We start from the raw sequence: 17517 nt of genomic DNA, 5'->3' as shown, positions 1-17517 counted from the left end.
TGTTGAACAATATCTAAAAAACGAAGAATATCTTGTAAACTTGAAAATAATTTTTTCTTAACTAAAAGGTCATAATTAGATACAGTTTTAAAAAGAAAATACAATAATTTAGATATTGAACTTTTACCACATCCATTTTCACCAGCAACTAATGTTATTCCATCAATGATTAAATCAGCTTGATTTACTGCTCGGAATCCTTTAGTTTTAATTCTTATGTTGGGTGGTTTCATTGTAAAATTTAATTCAAATATATTTATTAGAATGTAATGGACATAAAAGTAAGCAAAAAAAAAAAATTATTTTGGGTTAATCATTCAATAAACTATTATAGATATTAATGGATAATAGTGGTTTTGGTATATCGTTTTTTTAAGTTTAATCTAAGTTTTTATTATAACAAATGCATAAATTATAAACCATTAATTTAAGGCACTGGGTCATAACCAGACCCACCCCAAGGATGGCAACTAAAAATACGTTTTATGGCCAACCATCCACCTTTAAATAAACCGTGTTTTTGTAATGCTTCTTTAGTGTAATGCGAACAGGTTGGTTGGTATCTGCAAGTTGCAGGCGTTAAAGGCGATATAAGTGTTTGGTAAACTTTTATCAATAATAGAAACGGAGCAATGAGTAACTTTTTCATAAGTTGCTAAAAGTCCTCTCCTTTGGAGAGGATTTAGGAGAGGCTAAACGATGTTCCTTCTTTTCCATCTTTAAGCTGAATACCAACTTCTGCCAATTCATCACGTATTTTATCGGACATAGCAAAGTCTTTATTGGCTCTGGCTTCTTGTCTTAACTTAATCAAAACAGAGACAGCACCCGATAGTTTATCGGTTCCAGAGTCTGATTTGGTTACATTCTCAAGTCCTAAAATATCAAAAATAAAAGCGTTTAAAGTGGTTTTTAAAATTGATAAATCTTCTTCAGTTACGGTTTCATATCCATCTTTAATTTGGTTGGTATATTTAACGGCTTCAAATAAATTAGCGATTAAAATAGGTGAATTAAAATCATCGTTCATGGCTTCATAACAGGTCTGTTTCCATGCATTGATATCGATTGAAGACGAGGTAGAAACTTTTAATTCATCTAAAACGTTTATCGCATCCATCAATCTGTAAAATCCTTTTTCGCTTGCCAATAAACCATCATTGGTAAAATCCAGAACACTTCTATAATGCGCTTGAAGCATAAAAAAGCGCGCCACACTCGGTGAAAATGCTTTGGTTATGTTTGGATTTTCGCCCGTAAAAATCTCACCCGGTAAAATAAAATTACCAGTGGATTTTGCCATCTTCTTTCCGTTCATAATCAGCATATTGGCATGCATCCAATAATTTACGGGTGCTTGACCTTTTGCCGCTTCGTTCTGGGCAATTTCACATTCATGATGCGGGAATTTCAAATCCATCCCGCCACCGTGTATGTCAAAATGTTCGCCCAAGTATTTGGTGCTCATGGCGGTACATTCTAAATGCCAACCTGGGAAACCATCGCTCCAAGGCGAAGGCCAACGCATAATATGTTGCGGTTCAGCCTTTTTCCAAAGTGCAAAATCCTGTGGATTTTTTTTATCGCTTTGTCCTTCCAATTCACGGGTGTTATGGATTAAATCTTCCAATTTGCGTTTGCTCAGTTTTCCGTAATCATGGGTTTCGTTAAACTTATGCACATCAAAATAAACCGAGCCATTTACAATATACGCAAAACCATTTTCTAAAATGGTTTTAATAAGTTCAATTTGTTCAATGATATGCCCAGTTGCGGTAGGTTCAATACTCGGCGGTAAAAAGTTGAAGGTGTTTAATATATTGTGAAAATCTACGGTGTAGCGTTGCACCACTTCCATAGGTTCAATTTGCTCTAAACGCGCTTTTTTTGCTATACGGTCTTCGCCAGCATCGGCATCATTTTCCAAATGGCCGGCATCGGTAATGTTTCTAACGTAGCGTATTTTGTAGCCTAAATGCTTTAAGTAGCGAAAAATAACATCGAAAGACATAAACGTTCTTACGTTTCCTAAATGCACATTGCTATAAACGGTGGGGCCGCAAACATACATGCCCACATACCCTTCGTCAATAGTATTGAAGATTTCTTTGGTGCCTGAAAGCGAATTGTATATTTTTATTTGGTGTTGTTGGTATAACTGCATGCGTAATTTGTTGAGACGTTTGGTGTTTAGGAGTTTAGGAAATGCTTTCTTAATGTGTTGATTTTGTTGGTTATCTATTTTTTTAGTAATTAATTGGCTCAATTAAATTTCAGTTGGTATTATTTAAAAACTGTAAATTCTTTGAGTAGCTTTGTGTTTTCTTTGTGCTTCTTTGTGGTATAGCTATTACACAAAGTTTCACAAAGAAGACACGAAAATCACAAAGTAAAAATGTAATTCACAACCCGCCAAACAACAAACATTTAAAATTTCGTTTCAAGTTTAATGTAATCTAAAAATTCCCTGCGGACAGTTACTTCTTTAAATTTTCCTCCAAATTCAGAGGTTACGGTGCTGCTATCCACATCTCTTATCCCTCTGGAATTTACACATAAATGTTTGGCATCAATTATACAAGCTACATCTTCGGTTTTTAAAACCTCCTGAAGTTCTTTCACAATTTGAATGGTTAAACGCTCTTGTACTTGTGGCCGTTTTGCATAATAATCCACAATACGGTTCATTTTTGATAACCCAACCACAGAGCCACTGGAAATGTAAGCAATATGGGCTTTCCCTACAATAGGTAATAAATGATGCTCGCAGGTGGAGTAAACCGTAATGTTTTTTTCAACCAGCATTTCACCATATTTATATTTGTTCTCGAAGGTGGAAGCACTTGGTTTTCTATTAGGATCGAGTCCGCCAAAAATTTCTTTAACAAACATTTTAGCAACCCGGTTTGGTGTACCATTTAAACTGTCATCCGATAAATCAAGACCCAATGTTTCCATAATGTGGCGCACATCATCCTTAATAATGTCTATTTTTTCTTCATTTGAAAGCTTAAAAGCATCATGGCGTATGGGTGTATCGGACGATGCCCCAATATGGTCGTCTCCTAAAGATTCAAATTCTTCTATGTTATTTTCAATTTTCATCTGCCAATTATAATTGTTTTTAGAGATTAGTTTCCATTCACCAATTATAACTTTGGGTCATTTCATCTATCAACTATTTCACGATTTTGGTCTGCAAAGATACGTTTTTGATTTACGATTTTCGATATTTGATTTACGATTTTTAAACTTCCATCTTACATAAGAATGCTTAATACGCAAAAAGCCTGAATTTTTAGGTTCAAGCTTTTAAAATATAGAAGTTAGGTTCTATATGTTAAAACTCAAAGACAGCGTTACATTGGAATTTGTTCTGTCAATGATGGCAGCATCCGTTAAACCTACGTTGTACAATGGGGTTTCGTTGGTGCGTTTCGCTTGGTCGAAAGTAACGTCCAATTTGGTGTTCCCAAAATTGTAACCTAAACCTAAAGAGTAACCACTTAAATCGCCTACCGTAACGCCATCTTTATATGGGCTTTCCTCAAAACGGTAACCGCCTCTAAAACTGAATTGTTTTACTTTATATTCGCCTCCAAGTCTGTACGTGGAAGCATCGGTTAAAACATCACTAATTATGGCGTTTTGGTCAGCAAAAAAGGCATCCGAAGTCGGTTTGAATTTAGTGGTACTGTAATCTTTTCTGGAATAATCAAAACTCAATAGGCCTTGTGTGCCAAATATATAAGCCAAACTTCCTGATATTCTTGAAGGGGTTTGCAATTTGTATTGTGGGTAAACATTAACATTTTGCGGGTTAATTACTTGAGTTTCTTTGTTGCCAGTATCATATTCCCTTACTGTTGAAATATATTGTGAAGCCTCTTCTTTAATGGTGTACCATATAGGCGAGTCGTAAGTAACACCCAACCTAAATTCAGGACTTAATTTAATTATCCCTCCCAATTGAAATGAAAACCCGCCTGCGGTAGTCGATAGATTGTTTTCAAATTCAATATCTCTAATAAGAAATTCCCCGCTATTAGGAATGCCATTATTGTTGCGTTCAAACAATAAAGTAGAACGACTAAAATCAATAAAATGGGAATTTAAATTCAAACCTACATATAAATTTTCATCATACTGGGCAGCCATGTTAAAGGTTATTTTACCATTGTAGCCTCTGGATGCATAAGAATAGTTTTGATTGAAAGTGCCGTTTGCTAAATTTGAAAAATAGGTGGTGTTGGCGTCATCATCAGCATCTGGTTCCAAAATAAACGACTCAAAGCCTAAGAATGCTTGTTGATTTGCAAAACCGTAAACGTTCCCTATATCTGAGTAGGCATCGCTTAAGGATTCGTCTGGTAAAGCAGAAATCTGATCAAGCCTTTTTCCGTCTGCATAATTTAAAAAATACAGGTCAATGGATTTATTGTTTGTATTAACGCCAACAGCATTCCAAGTATTATCATAATTATTGGTTCTATCGTAAGCTACCCCAATAGTGAATTTTTTCCAAGGCGAATTACTTCTGTTAGCAAACACAAAGGAAGCACCACCTTGATTGATATCAAAATTAGAGTTGCTACCGCTGTTCAATCCATTAAAATATTGGGAATTGTTTGAAGCATCCACATTTGATACAGAGAAAGAGGCATGGCTTTGGCTAAAAACGGCAGATCCAGCAGGGTTTAAGCTAACGGCGCTCATATCGCCACCCAGGGCGCCAAAAGCACCACTCAAGGCCCGGAATCGAGCGGTTCCTTGAATTTCGTTTTGCGAATAGCGCAATGCATCACTTATATCTTGTGCGTTTAATGTAGACATAGTGAGTATGCCTATAAAAAGTAGGTTTAACTTTTTCATCTGTTTGTATTTATTGTTTTTTATAGGTAAGATGTAACACCCATACAGTCTTTTTTTGGTTTGTGACACAGGTTTAAGCATGGATGTTTCATAGTGTTTTCTTTATTAAATGTTTTACTAGCGTCTTCTTCCTCCGCTTGAAGATCCTGAACTACTCCTGCCACTGCTACCTGATGAAGAAGATCTGGAAAACGACCCAGAACTAGACGAACTGGAGCTTCTGCTAGGTGTATAGTTAGAGTTGTTTGACGAGGATCTAGAATACGTGCTGGAAGAATTATTGCTACTTCTGGATGTTGAAGGGGAATAAACACTGCCAGAACTTCTTCTTACTGTTGAAGATGATGCCCTTGTTGTAGAATTCGTTGAAGGCGTACTGCTATATGTGCTTGATCTTCTTTGGGTGTCGGAATAAACACGCGTTCCATTGGAAGCACCATTAGAGCTGTACGTTCTGCCGGTATTGTATGTGGAAGGAGACGAGCTATTAACACTTCCTCGTCTAGACGTATTGTATTTAGAGAGAGAAGTATTGTTATTATTCACAGTACTACTACGTCGTGAAGTGCTTACGTTATTACCCGTGTAGCTTCTTGCGCCGGTAGCATAATTACTTCCCCTTCGGCTTGCGCTGTAAGAAACATTTCTTCCTGAATAATACCCGCCATTACCATAATAATTGTTATAACCCAAGCCACCATAATATCCACCGCCATAATATCCAAGGCCGTAATATCCACCCCCGTGATAACCACCGCCATAATATCCACCGCCATAATATCCACCACCGTAAAATCCGCCTCCATAAAATCCACCGCCGTAAAATCCACCGCCCCAAAATGGATCATAGAATCCTCTGTTCCAACCCCAGTTGTTCCATCCCCAGCCGTATAAAAATGGGTCATTCCAACCATTGTTAATATAGTTAATAGTTACACCATTACTGTTTTGACCCCATCCCGCATAGCCTTGATAATCATTATTGGTATCATTTTCAGCATAGTTATTGCTTTCATAGCCATCTATATCTGTAAAAATTTCGTTCCCAGACAGCATTAATTGGGTTTCCATGGATTTATTCTTAAAGTAATTTTTGTAATAATTACTATTTGATTTGTTAGGCACTTCCACCACAGCATCTCCATACTGAACGGTTCTTGGCGTGTCTCCATAAATGCCATCATTCTCCACGCCAACATATTGATATGAACCACATGAGGTTAAGCCAAGTACTAAGCTAAAAATAGCTAAGTATGGCATTTTTTCTATTAAGTAGGTTTTTAATTGCATATCTCTTGATTTTTATTGTTGAACATAACAAAAATAGTTAGTTTTGCTGAACTATTTTTATATTTAACATAGTCGCAATATTTGTGCCAAAACATATATATGGGTAAAAAACTTACTAGTAGGGCAGAAGATTATTCTAAATGGTATAACGAATTGGTTGTTAAGGCAGACCTAGCGGAGAATTCGGCGGTTCGTGGTTGTATGGTCATCAAACCTTACGGATACGCTATTTGGGAAAAAATGCAAGCGGAATTGGATAAAATGTTTAAGGAAACCGGGCATCAAAATGCCTATTTCCCCTTATTTGTACCTAAAAGTTTGTTTGAAGCGGAAGAAAAAAACGCTGAAGGATTCGCAAAGGAATGTGCCATTGTAACACATTACCGATTGCAGGGCGACCCGGACAGACCGGGTAAACTGCGTGTAGATCCCGATGCGAAATTAGAGGAGGAGTTAATAGTACGCCCAACAAGTGAAGCCATTATTTGGAACACCTATAGAAATTGGATTCAATCGTATAGAGACTTACCTATATTAATAAATCAATGGTGTAATGTGGTGCGTTGGGAAATGCGTACCCGTTTGTTTCTGCGCACTGCGGAATTTTTATGGCAAGAAGGGCACACCGCCCACGCTACTAAAGACGAAGCCATCATGGAAGCGAAATTAATGAATAACGTATATGCTACGTTTGCTGAAAATTTCATGGCGATTCCTGTAATTCAAGGTATTAAAACCGAAAGTGAGCGTTTTGCTGGAGCTGATGAAACTTTTTGTATTGAAGCATTAATGCAAGATGGAAAAGCGTTGCAAGCTGGTACATCTCACTTTTTAGGTCAGAATTTCGCTAAAGCTTTTGATGTTAAGTTTGCTAACAAGGAAGGAAAACAAGATTATGTGTGGGCAACTTCTTGGGGTGTTTCAACACGATTAATGGGTGCGTTGATTATGACGCACAGCGATGACAACGGATTGGTATTGCCGCCAAGTTTAGCGCCCAACCAAGTGGTTATTGTTCCTATATATAAGAGTGAAGAAGAATTTGATGCGGTTTCCGAAGTCGCCAATACTATTTTAAGTGATTTAAGAGCAAAAGGCATTACCGTAAAATACGATAATAGAGATACGCAACGCCCCGGAGCTAAATTTGCACAGCACGAACTGCAAGGCGTACCATTGCGAATTGCCATTGGCCCAAAAGATTTAGAAAACGGCACCGTGGAGTTGGCCAGAAGAGACACCTTAACAAAAGATATTGTTCCTTTAATTGATTTGACTGCGAAAGTTGAGGTTTTGCTAAAAGAAATTCAAGAGACCTTATTTAAAAAAGCATTGGATTTTAGAGATTCCCACATTACAGAAGTGAACACTTTTGAAGAATTTAAAGAGGTTTTAAACAGTAAAACCGGATTTATCTCGGCGCATTGGGATGGTACCAATGAAACAGAAGAGACCATTAAAGAATTGACCAAAGCAACCATTCGATGCATTCCTTTGGAAATGAAGGCAGAGGATGGCGTTTGCGTGTACTCCGGGAAACCTTCAAAAAGCAGGGTTTTGTTCGCAAAAGCGTACTAAATATTTTTTTTAAAAAAAAGTTTACGCAACTATTGCGACATTTAAAAATAGTTGTATTTTTGCATCCGCAATGGAAACGTTGTAAGTTGTTTGAAACTATTGCAAGTTTAAATTATTTGCACACTCAAAAAAACAATGGCCCGTTCGTCTATCGGCTAGGACGCCAGGTTTTCATCCTGGTAAGAGGGGTTCGACTCCCCTACGGGCTACAATTTTTAAAAAAATAAAAAGTAAAAAATGGCAAATCACAAGTCAGCACTAAAAAGAATTAGAAGTAACGAATCGAAACGTTTGGTTAACAAGTATCAGCATAAAACAACACGTAATGCTATTAAAAAACTACGTGAGTTAACTGATAAAAAAGAAGCTGAAGCGTTATTCCCTTCTGTAGTTTCCATGTTGGATAGATTGGCAAAGAAAAATGTTATTCATTTTAACAAAGCAGCTAACCTTAAATCTGGTTTAGCTAAGCATGTTGCTGCGCTTTAAAATGCCATTTCCATGATAAAATTTAAAAGCTTCTCACAACCGAGAGGTTTTTTTTTGTCTTTTTTATATTGAAACCCTGTTTTTAGAATGGTTTAAAGTAAATTTGCAAAATCCTAGCAAACCAAAACTATTTCATCTTAAAAGAAGTCATTTTAAAAATTATAACAACTTAAATATTCACATAAACTTAAACTTTTGGAAAATAAAGCAGCAATTAAATTAATAGATAAAATTCTGAATAACCTTGATAAAAAAGGCATTAATACAGATACATTGATTGACGACATTAAACAATTGAGAACTTATGCCTTGGAAGAGCAAATTCCACTGGTAGTGAAAGTTCTTAGGCTTACTTGTGAGCATATTGAAGAAAATAACTCATTTTTAATCCCTATGCTTGTTGATGAAGAAGATGATGAAGAAGTTGAAACTGAAAATGAACCTGTTGAAAGCTTAAAATATTTAATAGCGCTTATAAAGAACCTAAACAATAAAATAAATATATCTGACCTAAAGGAGTATAGAGATCTTTTGAATAATTTTTAACTAAAAGAAATTATTTTTTCGGATTGATTACAAAAAAGACTGCCTTTAAAGCAGTCTTTTTTTGTTTCTAAATTTCGGTTTTAACCTGCAAGGTTTTTTTTTTGAATCAAATGCCTAAAAGGTCAAAATAAGACTTTGGAGGAGATGAAAACAATGCAATCCATCTTATTTAGTAATAGAATTTGGATTGAAACTGGATGTGCGTTAGCGATTGAAGCGGCATCCTTTTTTGAGGAACGAGAAAAAGATACAGCGTAAAGCGCGACCCCTCCCGATAGTTATCGGGATCGGGGTAACGCCCTAATATTGAAACAAATTGAGCATAATTAAAAAGCCTTAACAGAAATTTTGTTAAGGCTTTTTGGTTTAGTTTAATGTTTAGTTAGATTTTCCGTCTTCACACGGGAACAAAAATTTTAATTCCGCGAAACACTGTTGGAATTTGGAATTTATTTTTTGTTGGAATTTAATTGCTATCCATTCATGGATATTAAAAATTCTTCGTTATTTCGGGTTTGTTTAAAACGCTCGTTGATGAATTCCATCGCTTCAACAGGGTTCATATCCGCAAGGTATTTGCGCATCACCCACATACGTTGAATGGTGTTTTCGTCTAACAATAAATCGTCGCGACGGGTGCTTGAAGACGTTAAATCGATAGCAGGGAAAATACGACGGTTAGATATTTTTCTATCCAACTGAAGCTCCATATTACCGGTACCTTTAAATTCCTCAAAAATAACCTCGTCCATTTTAGAACCTGTTTCGGTAAGAGCCGTAGCAATAATGGTCAACGAACCACCATTTTCTATATTACGGGCAGCACCAAAAAAGCGTTTTGGTTTGTGCAACGCATTGGCATCCACACCGCCACTCAATATTTTGCCTGATGCTGGTTGCACCGTGTTGTAAGCTCTCGCCAAACGGGTGATGGAATCTAAAAGAATTACGACATCGTGTCCACATTCTACCAAACGTTTTGCTTTTTCAAGAACGATATCGGCAATTTTTACATGCTCGTGAGCTTCTTTATCAAAGGTGGAGGATATCACTTCCCCACGTACATTACGTTGCATATCGGTCACCTCTTCCGGTCGTTCATCAATCAATAAAATCATTAAATAAACTTCGGGATGGTTGGCGGCAATAGCGTTGGCAACATCTTTAAGCAACATGGTTTTGCCCGTTTTTGGTTGCGAAACGATCATACCACGTTGTCCTTTTCCAATAGGCGAAAACAAGTCCATGATCCGTGTGGAAATGGTACTTTGTTTTTCAGCTAAATTGAATTTTTCTTTAGGGAACAACGGCGTTAAATGCTCGAAAGACACGCGGTCCCTTACAACCTCGGGTTTCTGACCGTTAATCCGTATCACTTTTATTAATGGGAAATATTTTTCACCTTCCTTTGGTGGTCTTACGTTTCCTAAAACGGTATCGCCTTTCTTTAAACCAAACAATCTGATTTGTGATTGCGATACATAAATATCATCCGGAGACGATAAATAATTATAATCCGATGAACGTAAAAAACCATAGCCATCTTGCATCACATCTAAAACACCTTCACTTTCAATAATGGCATCAAATTCAAAATCGGGTTCACGATAACGGTTTCTGGTATCTTTATTTCCTGCATCTACATTCACATTCCCGTTTTTTTGGTTTTTATGTTGGTTTGAATTTTTTTGAGGCTGATTTTGATTCTGCTCTCTTTTTTGATGTGGTGGTTTTTGTTGTTTGTCGTTGGTGCGCTCATTTTGAGCTCTAGGTTTTGGCGTGCTAGTGGTCTTTTCCGCTTCTTTGGTCTCTTGAGGTGCTATCTCTTTATTTTCTAAAGGCGTTGCGGTATTTTCAACTACCGCTTTATTTTCTTTTTTTACAGGCGTATTTTTTACAGGTTTTACAACACGTTGCCTAGGTTTTTTAACTTCCTTTTTTTCTGGAGCATTAACGGTGGTAGGTTGTGGTGTAGGTTCTGTAACGGTGGCTACCGCTTTTGGGTTGGCAGCCTGTTGATCGAGTATTTGGTAAACTAGATCGGATTTTTTTAAGGAACGATACTTTGGGACGTTCAGTTTTTGAGCAATCTCTTGTAACTCAGAGAGCTTCTTTTGGGTTAATTGTGAAATTTCAAACATTGATGTTTAAGATAAAATGTATTTTGAATATAAATTTGAGTTGTTCTGAAAAAAAATTGAATTTTATTCTGAAGAATTAACAACCTCTACGTGTGGTTGTTGAGAATTATTACTGCAATTATACAACTTTATTTTAATTTTTTGCATTTATTTTACAAAAGAAACTATTATTTTTGCCATCTAGTATTTTGTATTTATATGTTACAGCGCATCCAAACGGTTTACCTTTTAATCGCAGCAATCGTATCTGCTGGGTTAATATTTGTTTTGCATTTATGGGTTACCGATGGCGAGGTGGTAGTGTATGCCAAAGATAATTTGCTGTATTTAGGGCTGTTTCTTGGGTCGGCATTATTATCGATACTAACCATATTTAAGTATAAAAATAGGAAGTCCCAATTTATGTTGGGGCGACTTAACATCATATTAAACTTTATTTTACTAGGATTTTTTGTGTATCAATCTCTAAATGTATCTGGAGAGACGGCGGTTTCTGAGAAAGGTATTGGGATGCTTCTTCCTATTGTTTCTATCGTGTTATTGGCTTTGGCCAATAAGGCCATCAAAAAGGACGAAGAACTTGTAAAATCTGTAGATCGATTGCGATAAACCTAACATCTTAGTAGTATTAGTGCGTTAAAACCCAGAATGAAAATTTTGGGTTTTTTAATTCCTCCCTTAATCCCTCCAAAGGAGGGAAACTGTTACGGATTTTTACATAGTTATTTGGGCGTTACCACAAGGGTCGGGCTTTACGCTAAATCTTTTTAAAACGTCCTAGCGAGGAGTGAGCGACGTGGCTATCTGTCAAATTTCAGTTCCTCCAAAATTTGTTTTGTCCATGTTTAAAAAGGATATCGCTCCAAATGCGAAGCATTCACGATTTCCAAAATTTAAAAATTACAACTATGAGTAATCCCTAACGCAAATCACAACACCCAAAATATTACTAGTTCATCATTTTAATTCCTTTTAGATTCGAGTGTTCCCTTCCTTTTGGGAAGGGCTAGGGATGGGCTTTTAGGAAAGGCTTTTTTTAACGTTTCTCAAACTCAATCACCTCCAAATTATCAATTTTACTGCCCTCAATAGTAAAACGGAGCATAGTCCGTACTTTATGAAACCCGTGTTTCCCAACTGCTCCCGGGTTCATGTGCAACAAATCCAACTTTTTATCGGGCATTACTTTTAAAATATGTGAATGCCCGCAAATGAAGAGTTTTGGTGGGTTGGTTCTTATTTCTTCCCGTATTCCCATATTATATGCACCTGGATAACCTCCGATGTGAGTCATCCAAACATCAACATTTTCACACATAAACCGATTGTTTTCAGGGAATTCACCCCTCATTTTTGCATCGTCTATATTCCCGTAAACAGCCCGCAAGGTTTTTAATTGTTTAATGGCATCACTTACTTTTAAATCGCCAATATCGCCCGCGTGCCAAACTTCATCGGCTTGTTTAACATATTTTAAAATGTCATCGTCTATATAGCTATGCGTATCAGAAAGTAAAAGTATTTTTATCATTTATGCTGAATTTATTTCAGTATCTTTTGTTAATCGTAAATCTAATCCCGATGGTTATCGGGACGTAAATCTCCTTATCTTTGCTCTTTCAACAAAAGTATAAAAACAAATTGCGATATTTTATAGAACTTTCTTATAATGGTGGTGCCTATCACGGTTGGCAAAATCAGCCAAATCAAATATCTGTGCAGGAAGTTATTGAAAACGCGTTATCATTACTTTTAAAGGAACCCGTTTCCATTATGGGTGCTGGTAGAACCGACACCGGGGTTCATGCAAAACAAATGTTCGCTCATTTTGATACGGAAGTTGATTTTGGAGATATTGATTTGGTTTTTAAACTCAATTCCTTTTTACCAAAAGATATTGCCATTCATACTGTTTTTAAAGTGAAAGCAGATGCCCATGCACGTTTTGATGCTTTGAGCAGAACGTATTTGTATAGAATCACCTTGCAAAAAAATGTATTTAATTTTGATAACGCGTATTATGTGAAGCAAGATTTAGATGTTGAAAAAATGAAGGAAGCTTCAAAAATATTATTTCAGTATAAAGATTTTCAATGCTTTTCAAAAGTAAATACCGATGTAAAAACGTATCATTGCGATATTATGAAAGCAGAATGGTTTTTTGATAATAATGAGCTGCACTTTGTAATAAAAGCTGATCGGTTTTTACGAAATATGGTGCGCGCCATAGTGGGTACGATGCTGCAAATAGGATTGGGTAAATTACAAATTGAGGATTTACACACCATTATTATATCTAAAAACAGGAATGAAGCAGGATTTTCAGTGCCTGCACATGGGTTGTATTTAACAAAAATTGACTATCCTACCGATATAAAAATATAATGACTAAAGAGAAAGATAATTTTTTTGACGTTGTATTGTTCAAACGTCTGTTTCAATATATAAAACCCTATAAAGGTATCTTTTTCGGGCTGCTTTTTTTGGTTATTCTATTGGCAATCCTAACAACGGCAACACCCTATATTACCAAGTACGCCATCGATAATAGTATTGCGGTCAGGCAACCAAAAAGTTTTTTATTTTATGTGGTTATCATGTTTGGTGTTTTAATTCTGCAAACTGTTTTCCAACTTGCCTTTATATATTATGCGGCGTGGTTGGGACAAAATTTAGTGATGGATGTGCGTGTAAAACTGTTCAACCATTTACTGAGTTTTAAAATGAAATATTACGACAATTCCTCGGTGGGTGTGCTAATAACCAGAGCGGTGACCGATATGGAACGTATTGCCGATATTTTCGGGCAAGGTCTGTTCACTATTTTCCGGGATTTATTGGCGATGATCGTTGTTTTTGGAGTCATGGTTTATATTAATTGGCGATTGAGTTTAATTGTATTTATTATGATGCCCTTATTAATGTATGCTACCCGTATTTTTCAAAAGTATATGAAAGTGGCTTTTGAAGAAGTTAGGAATGAAGTGTCCAACCTAAATTCCTTTGTGCAAGAGCGCTTGACGGGCATGAAAATTTTACAGCTTTTTACCCGTGAAACCATTGATTATAAAAATTTTGTTGATATAAACGAACGCCATAAAAAAGGCTGGTTAAAAACCGTTTGGTACAATTCCCTTTTCTTTCCGTTGGCCGATTTGGTATCGTCTGTAAGCATTGGGTTAATTGCGTGGTACGGTGGTTTAAGTGTTGTGATGAAAGGCACCGAGGTTTCACAAGGCGATTTGATTGCGTTCGTTATGTTCATTCCTATGTTGTTCCGTCCGTTGCGCCAAATGGCAGATAATTTTAACACCCTTCAAATGGGCATGGTTGCCGCAAACCGTGTATTTAAAGTGCTGGACACCACTTCGCAAATTGATGATACAGGTACCTTGGTAGCCGATAATTTTAAGGGCAATATTTCGTTTAAAAACGTATTTTTTAATTATGTGGACGATGAAGATGTTTTAAAAGGGGTTTCCTTTGAAGTGAAATCGGGCGAAACGGTTGCCATTGTTGGGGCTACAGGGGCAGGAAAATCGACTATCATAAATTTGTTGAACCGTTTTTATGAAATTAAGGAGGGCGTTATTGCCATGGATGGGGTGGATATAAAACAGTTTACTTTGGCATCCTTACGTACACAAATTGCAGTGGTTTTGCAGGATGTGTTTTTGTTTGCCAACACTATTTTAAATAATATTACCTTAAATAATCCTGAAATCACGGAAGCAGAAGTAACACGGGCAGCCACAGAAATTGGGGTGCACGAATTTATTGTAAGTTTACCTGGGGGCTATCATTATAACGTGAAAGAACGCGGTGTCATGTTGTCGTCGGGTCAAAGACAATTGATTTCGTTTTTAAGGGCGTATGTAACCAATCCGAGTATTTTGGTGTTGGATGAAGCGACTTCTTCGGTCGATTCCCATTCAGAACAACTCATTCAAAATGCGACCGATAAAATGACCAATGGTAGAACGTCCATTGTTATTGCCCACCGATTGGCAACCATTAAAAAAGCAGATAGAATATTGGTGATGGATGCTGGCGAAATTGTGGAGGTAGGTACGCATGCCCAACTTCTTACGAAAGAAAACGGCTATTATAAAAACCTGTACGAAGTACAGTTTTTAAAGGAGGAAGTGGTTTAAGCCAAATCTTCTTTGATCATTGAATTCAGCTGTGCGAAATCTTCAAAAACAACAAATTCCCCATCCTTAAAATAGGAAATATGACCTGTTTCTTCACTAACCGCCAGTGCTAAAGCATCGGTTTTTTCGGTAACGCCAATGGCTGCCCTGTGGCGTAAACCAAAACGTTTTGGAATTACTTTATCGTTATTTAAAGGCAAAATAACACGGGTTGCTTTTACAATATTATTGCTCACTATAATGGCGCCATCGTGTAACGGACTGTTTTTAAAAAAGATACTTTCTATAATGGGTTGCGTTACTTTTATATTCATTTCATCGCCCGTGGTGGTTAAAAAATCCAAGTTGTTATTGCGTTCAAAAACAATCAATGCACCTGTATTTGAGTTTGCCATTTTAATACAAGCGGACATAATTGCGTCCACATTCGTTTCGTCGGTAGTCTCGGTTTTTAAAAATTTAAATTTTTTGAAAAGTTTTCCTCTTTTCCCAAAATTTGTAGAGCCCACCATCAATAAAAACTTCCGGATTTCTGGTTGGAACACCACGATCAAAGCAATAATCCCCACTTTCATAAAACCACCAAAAATACCCGAAAGCAGTTCCATGTTCAGGAAATTGGTAAGTCGCCAAACCAAATAGATGATGATGATACCAATAAATATATTGATGGCAACCGTGCCTTTTACCAGTTTGTAAATGTAGTAGAGTAGGATTGCTACCAGAAAAACATCTATAACATCTACAACAGTGAATTTTAAAAGGTCTTTAAAGATTTCCAAGGCATTTGGGTTTTGGTAAATTTAGTAAAATATGGTTTATATTAAGTTGAAAATTAATAGAAGTTCTCAAATGTCTGGTCGAGCATTACTGAGAAACAAAATATATTTTATTTTTAAGTACATGACAAAAAATTAGATTGACCTTCTGTAAATGGTACTAATCCCACTGAAATTGAGACCTGTCAGGTTTTTAAAACCTGACAGGTCTGGAACACATGAGATTATTAAACTGCTGACAATTATTTATATAACATTTATTTTTCAATTTTTGTCATGTACTTATATTTTCTTTATAAAACTGTATCTAATTATGACGGGTGCACGACAAATTGCATTTAAGCCGCGTTCTTGCCAATAACCATGACTTTATCCCAGCGTTTGCTTTGATATGCTGATTTGAGTTGGATAGTTTCATGCAGCCCTCTTTTGGTCCAATGCTGTCCCGACAGCTTAAACCTTTGTTGATAGACCCTATGCGCTGATTCTATCGCTCCAGAGCCAATCAAAAACCCCTGTTCTTTGAATGATCTGTACTGCATCCGTTTTAAGTGTGCCGTATAATAATTTATCAATTTTTCTTTGCTGTCCTATGTCTTGTCTTGGTGGGGAAGTGATCTTATTTCTTCAACAGCTTCCTCTGGGGTCCTTTCCAGTAGGGTCCCGCATTGCCACTCTACCCATTTTTTCCTTTGCTCTTCCTCTTTGAAATAGTTTTTTGCAAACTCGCACAAATGCTCTTTTGCGTGATAATAATCGAGTATCTGAACGCTATTTGGAAAACTGCTCTCTACCCACTTCCAGATCCAAGGGCCTCCATCGTTTAAAAAAACGAGGTTTTTCAAGGACTCTACCCCATATTCGAATTTTGGGAAAAGATCTTTTGCCTCGCCCAAATGGGCCACATAGGTTGATTTTGTGATGAAATTACTGTTTTCAGAAAATGGCAACAGGTCACTTTTTTTAAACAACCTGCCCAGTTTTACTTCTTTCCAAGGCTCTTCCTTTGATTTTGTCGGGTACATGGCGCCATCTATCATTGCATAGTGCAGCTCCTCCTTTTGCGTCTCTGAACAAAATTTGGTTTCGCCCGATGCTATGGACTCTTATGAGCGGGCATCCCAGCCCTCCATATAAATGGCAGACCCGCTCTACCTGTTTGGCGTTAAAACCACCGCCCGTTAGACTGTTGATCAGCGAACTGGCATCTTCAAACACAACGCTCTGCCCAAAGAAGCACATGGTCTCTTGGGCAAAACTACTGATCTGCAGGTTCCCTATGCTCCTGCTCAGGACGTGGCTTTTGGGCACTTCGATTTTCCCAAATCGGGTAAGCGTTTTTTTTTACCGTTCCTGCTTATTGGGATCGCTCCCAATGACACTTCAAGCATTTCTTTCTCCATCTTTTGCGTCATGCTCGCAAAGTGGATTCATATTCATGCCCGTTTTCCATCCTCGTTGGGTCTTGTTCCCATTGCTGATAATGTCTTGCAACAATCGCTAATATTTTATCTAAATCTGTCATAAGTATATTTTTTATAAACCTCTAAATTAAATGCTTTTTCTTATAAATGCAATTTGTCGTGCACCCAATTATGACCTTTTAGTTAAGAAAAAATTATTTTCAAGTTTACAAGATATTCTTCGTTTTTTAGATATTGTTCAACA

16 protein-coding genes and 1 tRNA gene are annotated in these 17517 nt (G+C 36.8%); 7 read left to right on the top strand and 10 right to left on the bottom strand.

What is annotated here, in order from left to right; translation table 11 throughout:
* From ACU1LP_RS17565 to ACU1LP_RS17540, 6 genes are all read right to left on the bottom strand, one after another.
* Positions 1 to 233: AAA family ATPase (locus ACU1LP_RS17565; protein ID WP_445736923.1), on the bottom strand; the 233-nt coding region annotated here is incomplete at its 3' end.
* A gap of 194 nt (positions 234 to 427) precedes the next feature.
* On the bottom strand, positions 428 to 649 hold the full coding sequence (gene yidD / locus ACU1LP_RS17560; protein ID WP_445732898.1) for a membrane protein insertion efficiency factor YidD: 222 nt from the start codon (positions 647 to 649) through the stop codon (positions 428 to 430).
* Between the two features lie 33 nt (positions 650 to 682).
* On the bottom strand, positions 683 to 2164 hold the full coding sequence (gene cysS / locus ACU1LP_RS17555; RefSeq protein ID WP_445733734.1) for a cysteine--tRNA ligase: 1482 nt from the start codon (positions 2162 to 2164) through the stop codon (positions 683 to 685).
* Between the two features lie 263 nt (positions 2165 to 2427).
* The gene (gene folE, locus ACU1LP_RS17550; RefSeq protein ID WP_445732897.1) at positions 2428 to 3105 is read right to left on the bottom strand and encodes a GTP cyclohydrolase I FolE; all 678 of its coding nucleotides are present in this window, start codon (positions 3103 to 3105) and stop codon (positions 2428 to 2430) included.
* 228 nt (positions 3106 to 3333) lie between these two features.
* Positions 3334 to 4872, bottom strand: a complete 1539-nt coding sequence (locus ACU1LP_RS17545; RefSeq protein WP_445733731.1) for an OmpP1/FadL family transporter — start codon at positions 4870 to 4872, stop codon at positions 3334 to 3336.
* Positions 4873 to 4989: 117 nt separating this feature from the next.
* On the bottom strand, positions 4990 to 6162 hold the full coding sequence (locus ACU1LP_RS17540; protein WP_445736922.1) for a hypothetical protein: 1173 nt from the start codon (positions 6160 to 6162) through the stop codon (positions 4990 to 4992).
* Between the two features lie 99 nt (positions 6163 to 6261).
* Between ACU1LP_RS17540 and proS the strand changes: the two genes are divergently transcribed.
* The 4 genes from proS to ACU1LP_RS17520 all read left to right on the top strand — a co-directional run bounded on the left by proS (position 6262) and on the right by ACU1LP_RS17520 (position 8775).
* On the top strand, positions 6262 to 7740 hold the full coding sequence (gene proS, locus ACU1LP_RS17535; RefSeq protein ID WP_445736921.1) for a proline--tRNA ligase: 1479 nt from the start codon (positions 6262 to 6264) through the stop codon (positions 7738 to 7740).
* 137 nt (positions 7741 to 7877) lie between these two features.
* A tRNA-Glu gene (locus ACU1LP_RS17530) sits at positions 7878 to 7949 on the top strand.
* 28 nt (positions 7950 to 7977) lie between these two features.
* Entirely contained in the window at positions 7978 to 8229 is a 252-nt protein-coding gene (rpsT, locus tag ACU1LP_RS17525) for a 30S ribosomal protein S20 (RefSeq protein WP_445736920.1), read from the top strand.
* Between the two features lie 195 nt (positions 8230 to 8424).
* The gene (locus ACU1LP_RS17520; protein ID WP_445736919.1) at positions 8425 to 8775 is read left to right on the top strand and encodes a hypothetical protein; all 351 of its coding nucleotides are present in this window, start codon (positions 8425 to 8427) and stop codon (positions 8773 to 8775) included.
* A gap of 473 nt (positions 8776 to 9248) precedes the next feature.
* On the opposite strand, the gene rho is transcribed toward ACU1LP_RS17520, so the two are convergent.
* Positions 9249 to 10916, bottom strand: a complete 1668-nt coding sequence (gene rho, locus ACU1LP_RS17515; protein ID WP_445736918.1) for a transcription termination factor Rho — start codon at positions 10914 to 10916, stop codon at positions 9249 to 9251.
* A gap of 198 nt (positions 10917 to 11114) precedes the next feature.
* Here rho and ACU1LP_RS17510 point away from each other — a divergent pair, with 198 nt between their 5' ends.
* Entirely contained in the window at positions 11115 to 11525 is a 411-nt protein-coding gene (locus ACU1LP_RS17510) for a DUF4293 domain-containing protein (RefSeq protein ID WP_445732785.1), read from the top strand.
* Between the two features lie 427 nt (positions 11526 to 11952).
* Here the strand turns inward: ACU1LP_RS17510 and ACU1LP_RS17505 are convergent, their stop codons facing one another.
* A complete protein-coding gene (locus ACU1LP_RS17505) occupies positions 11953 to 12447 on the bottom strand; it encodes a metallophosphoesterase family protein (RefSeq protein ID WP_445732784.1) in 495 nt (164 codons plus the stop codon).
* 110 nt (positions 12448 to 12557) lie between these two features.
* Between ACU1LP_RS17505 and truA the strand changes: the two genes are divergently transcribed.
* Both truA and ACU1LP_RS17495 read left to right on the top strand, forming a co-directional pair.
* Positions 12558 to 13301: a tRNA pseudouridine(38-40) synthase TruA gene (truA, locus tag ACU1LP_RS17500; protein WP_445736924.1), complete on the top strand. Its 744-nt coding sequence runs from the start codon at positions 12558 to 12560 to the stop codon at positions 13299 to 13301.
* Positions 13301 to 15070 (top strand): ABC transporter ATP-binding protein, encoded by a 1770-nt coding sequence (locus ACU1LP_RS17495; protein ID WP_445736917.1) that lies wholly within the window; start codon positions 13301 to 13303, stop codon positions 15068 to 15070. The genes truA and ACU1LP_RS17495 overlap by 1 nt, the downstream gene beginning before the upstream one ends.
* Here the strand turns inward: ACU1LP_RS17495 and ACU1LP_RS17490 are convergent.
* A complete protein-coding gene (locus ACU1LP_RS17490) occupies positions 15067 to 15852 on the bottom strand; it encodes a diadenylate cyclase (RefSeq protein WP_445736916.1) in 786 nt (261 codons plus the stop codon). The two genes, ACU1LP_RS17495 and ACU1LP_RS17490, sit on opposite strands and share 4 nt — an antisense overlap.
* A gap of 587 nt (positions 15853 to 16439) precedes the next feature.
* Entirely contained in the window at positions 16440 to 16874 is a 435-nt protein-coding gene (locus ACU1LP_RS17485; RefSeq protein WP_445736915.1) for a hypothetical protein, read from the bottom strand.
* Positions 16875 to 17517: the final 643 nt, after the last annotated feature.

Source organism: Mariniflexile sp. (assembly GCF_052728615.1).
Note: the sequence above shows the minus strand (reverse complement) of the source record. Positions and strands in the feature narration are given on the sequence as shown.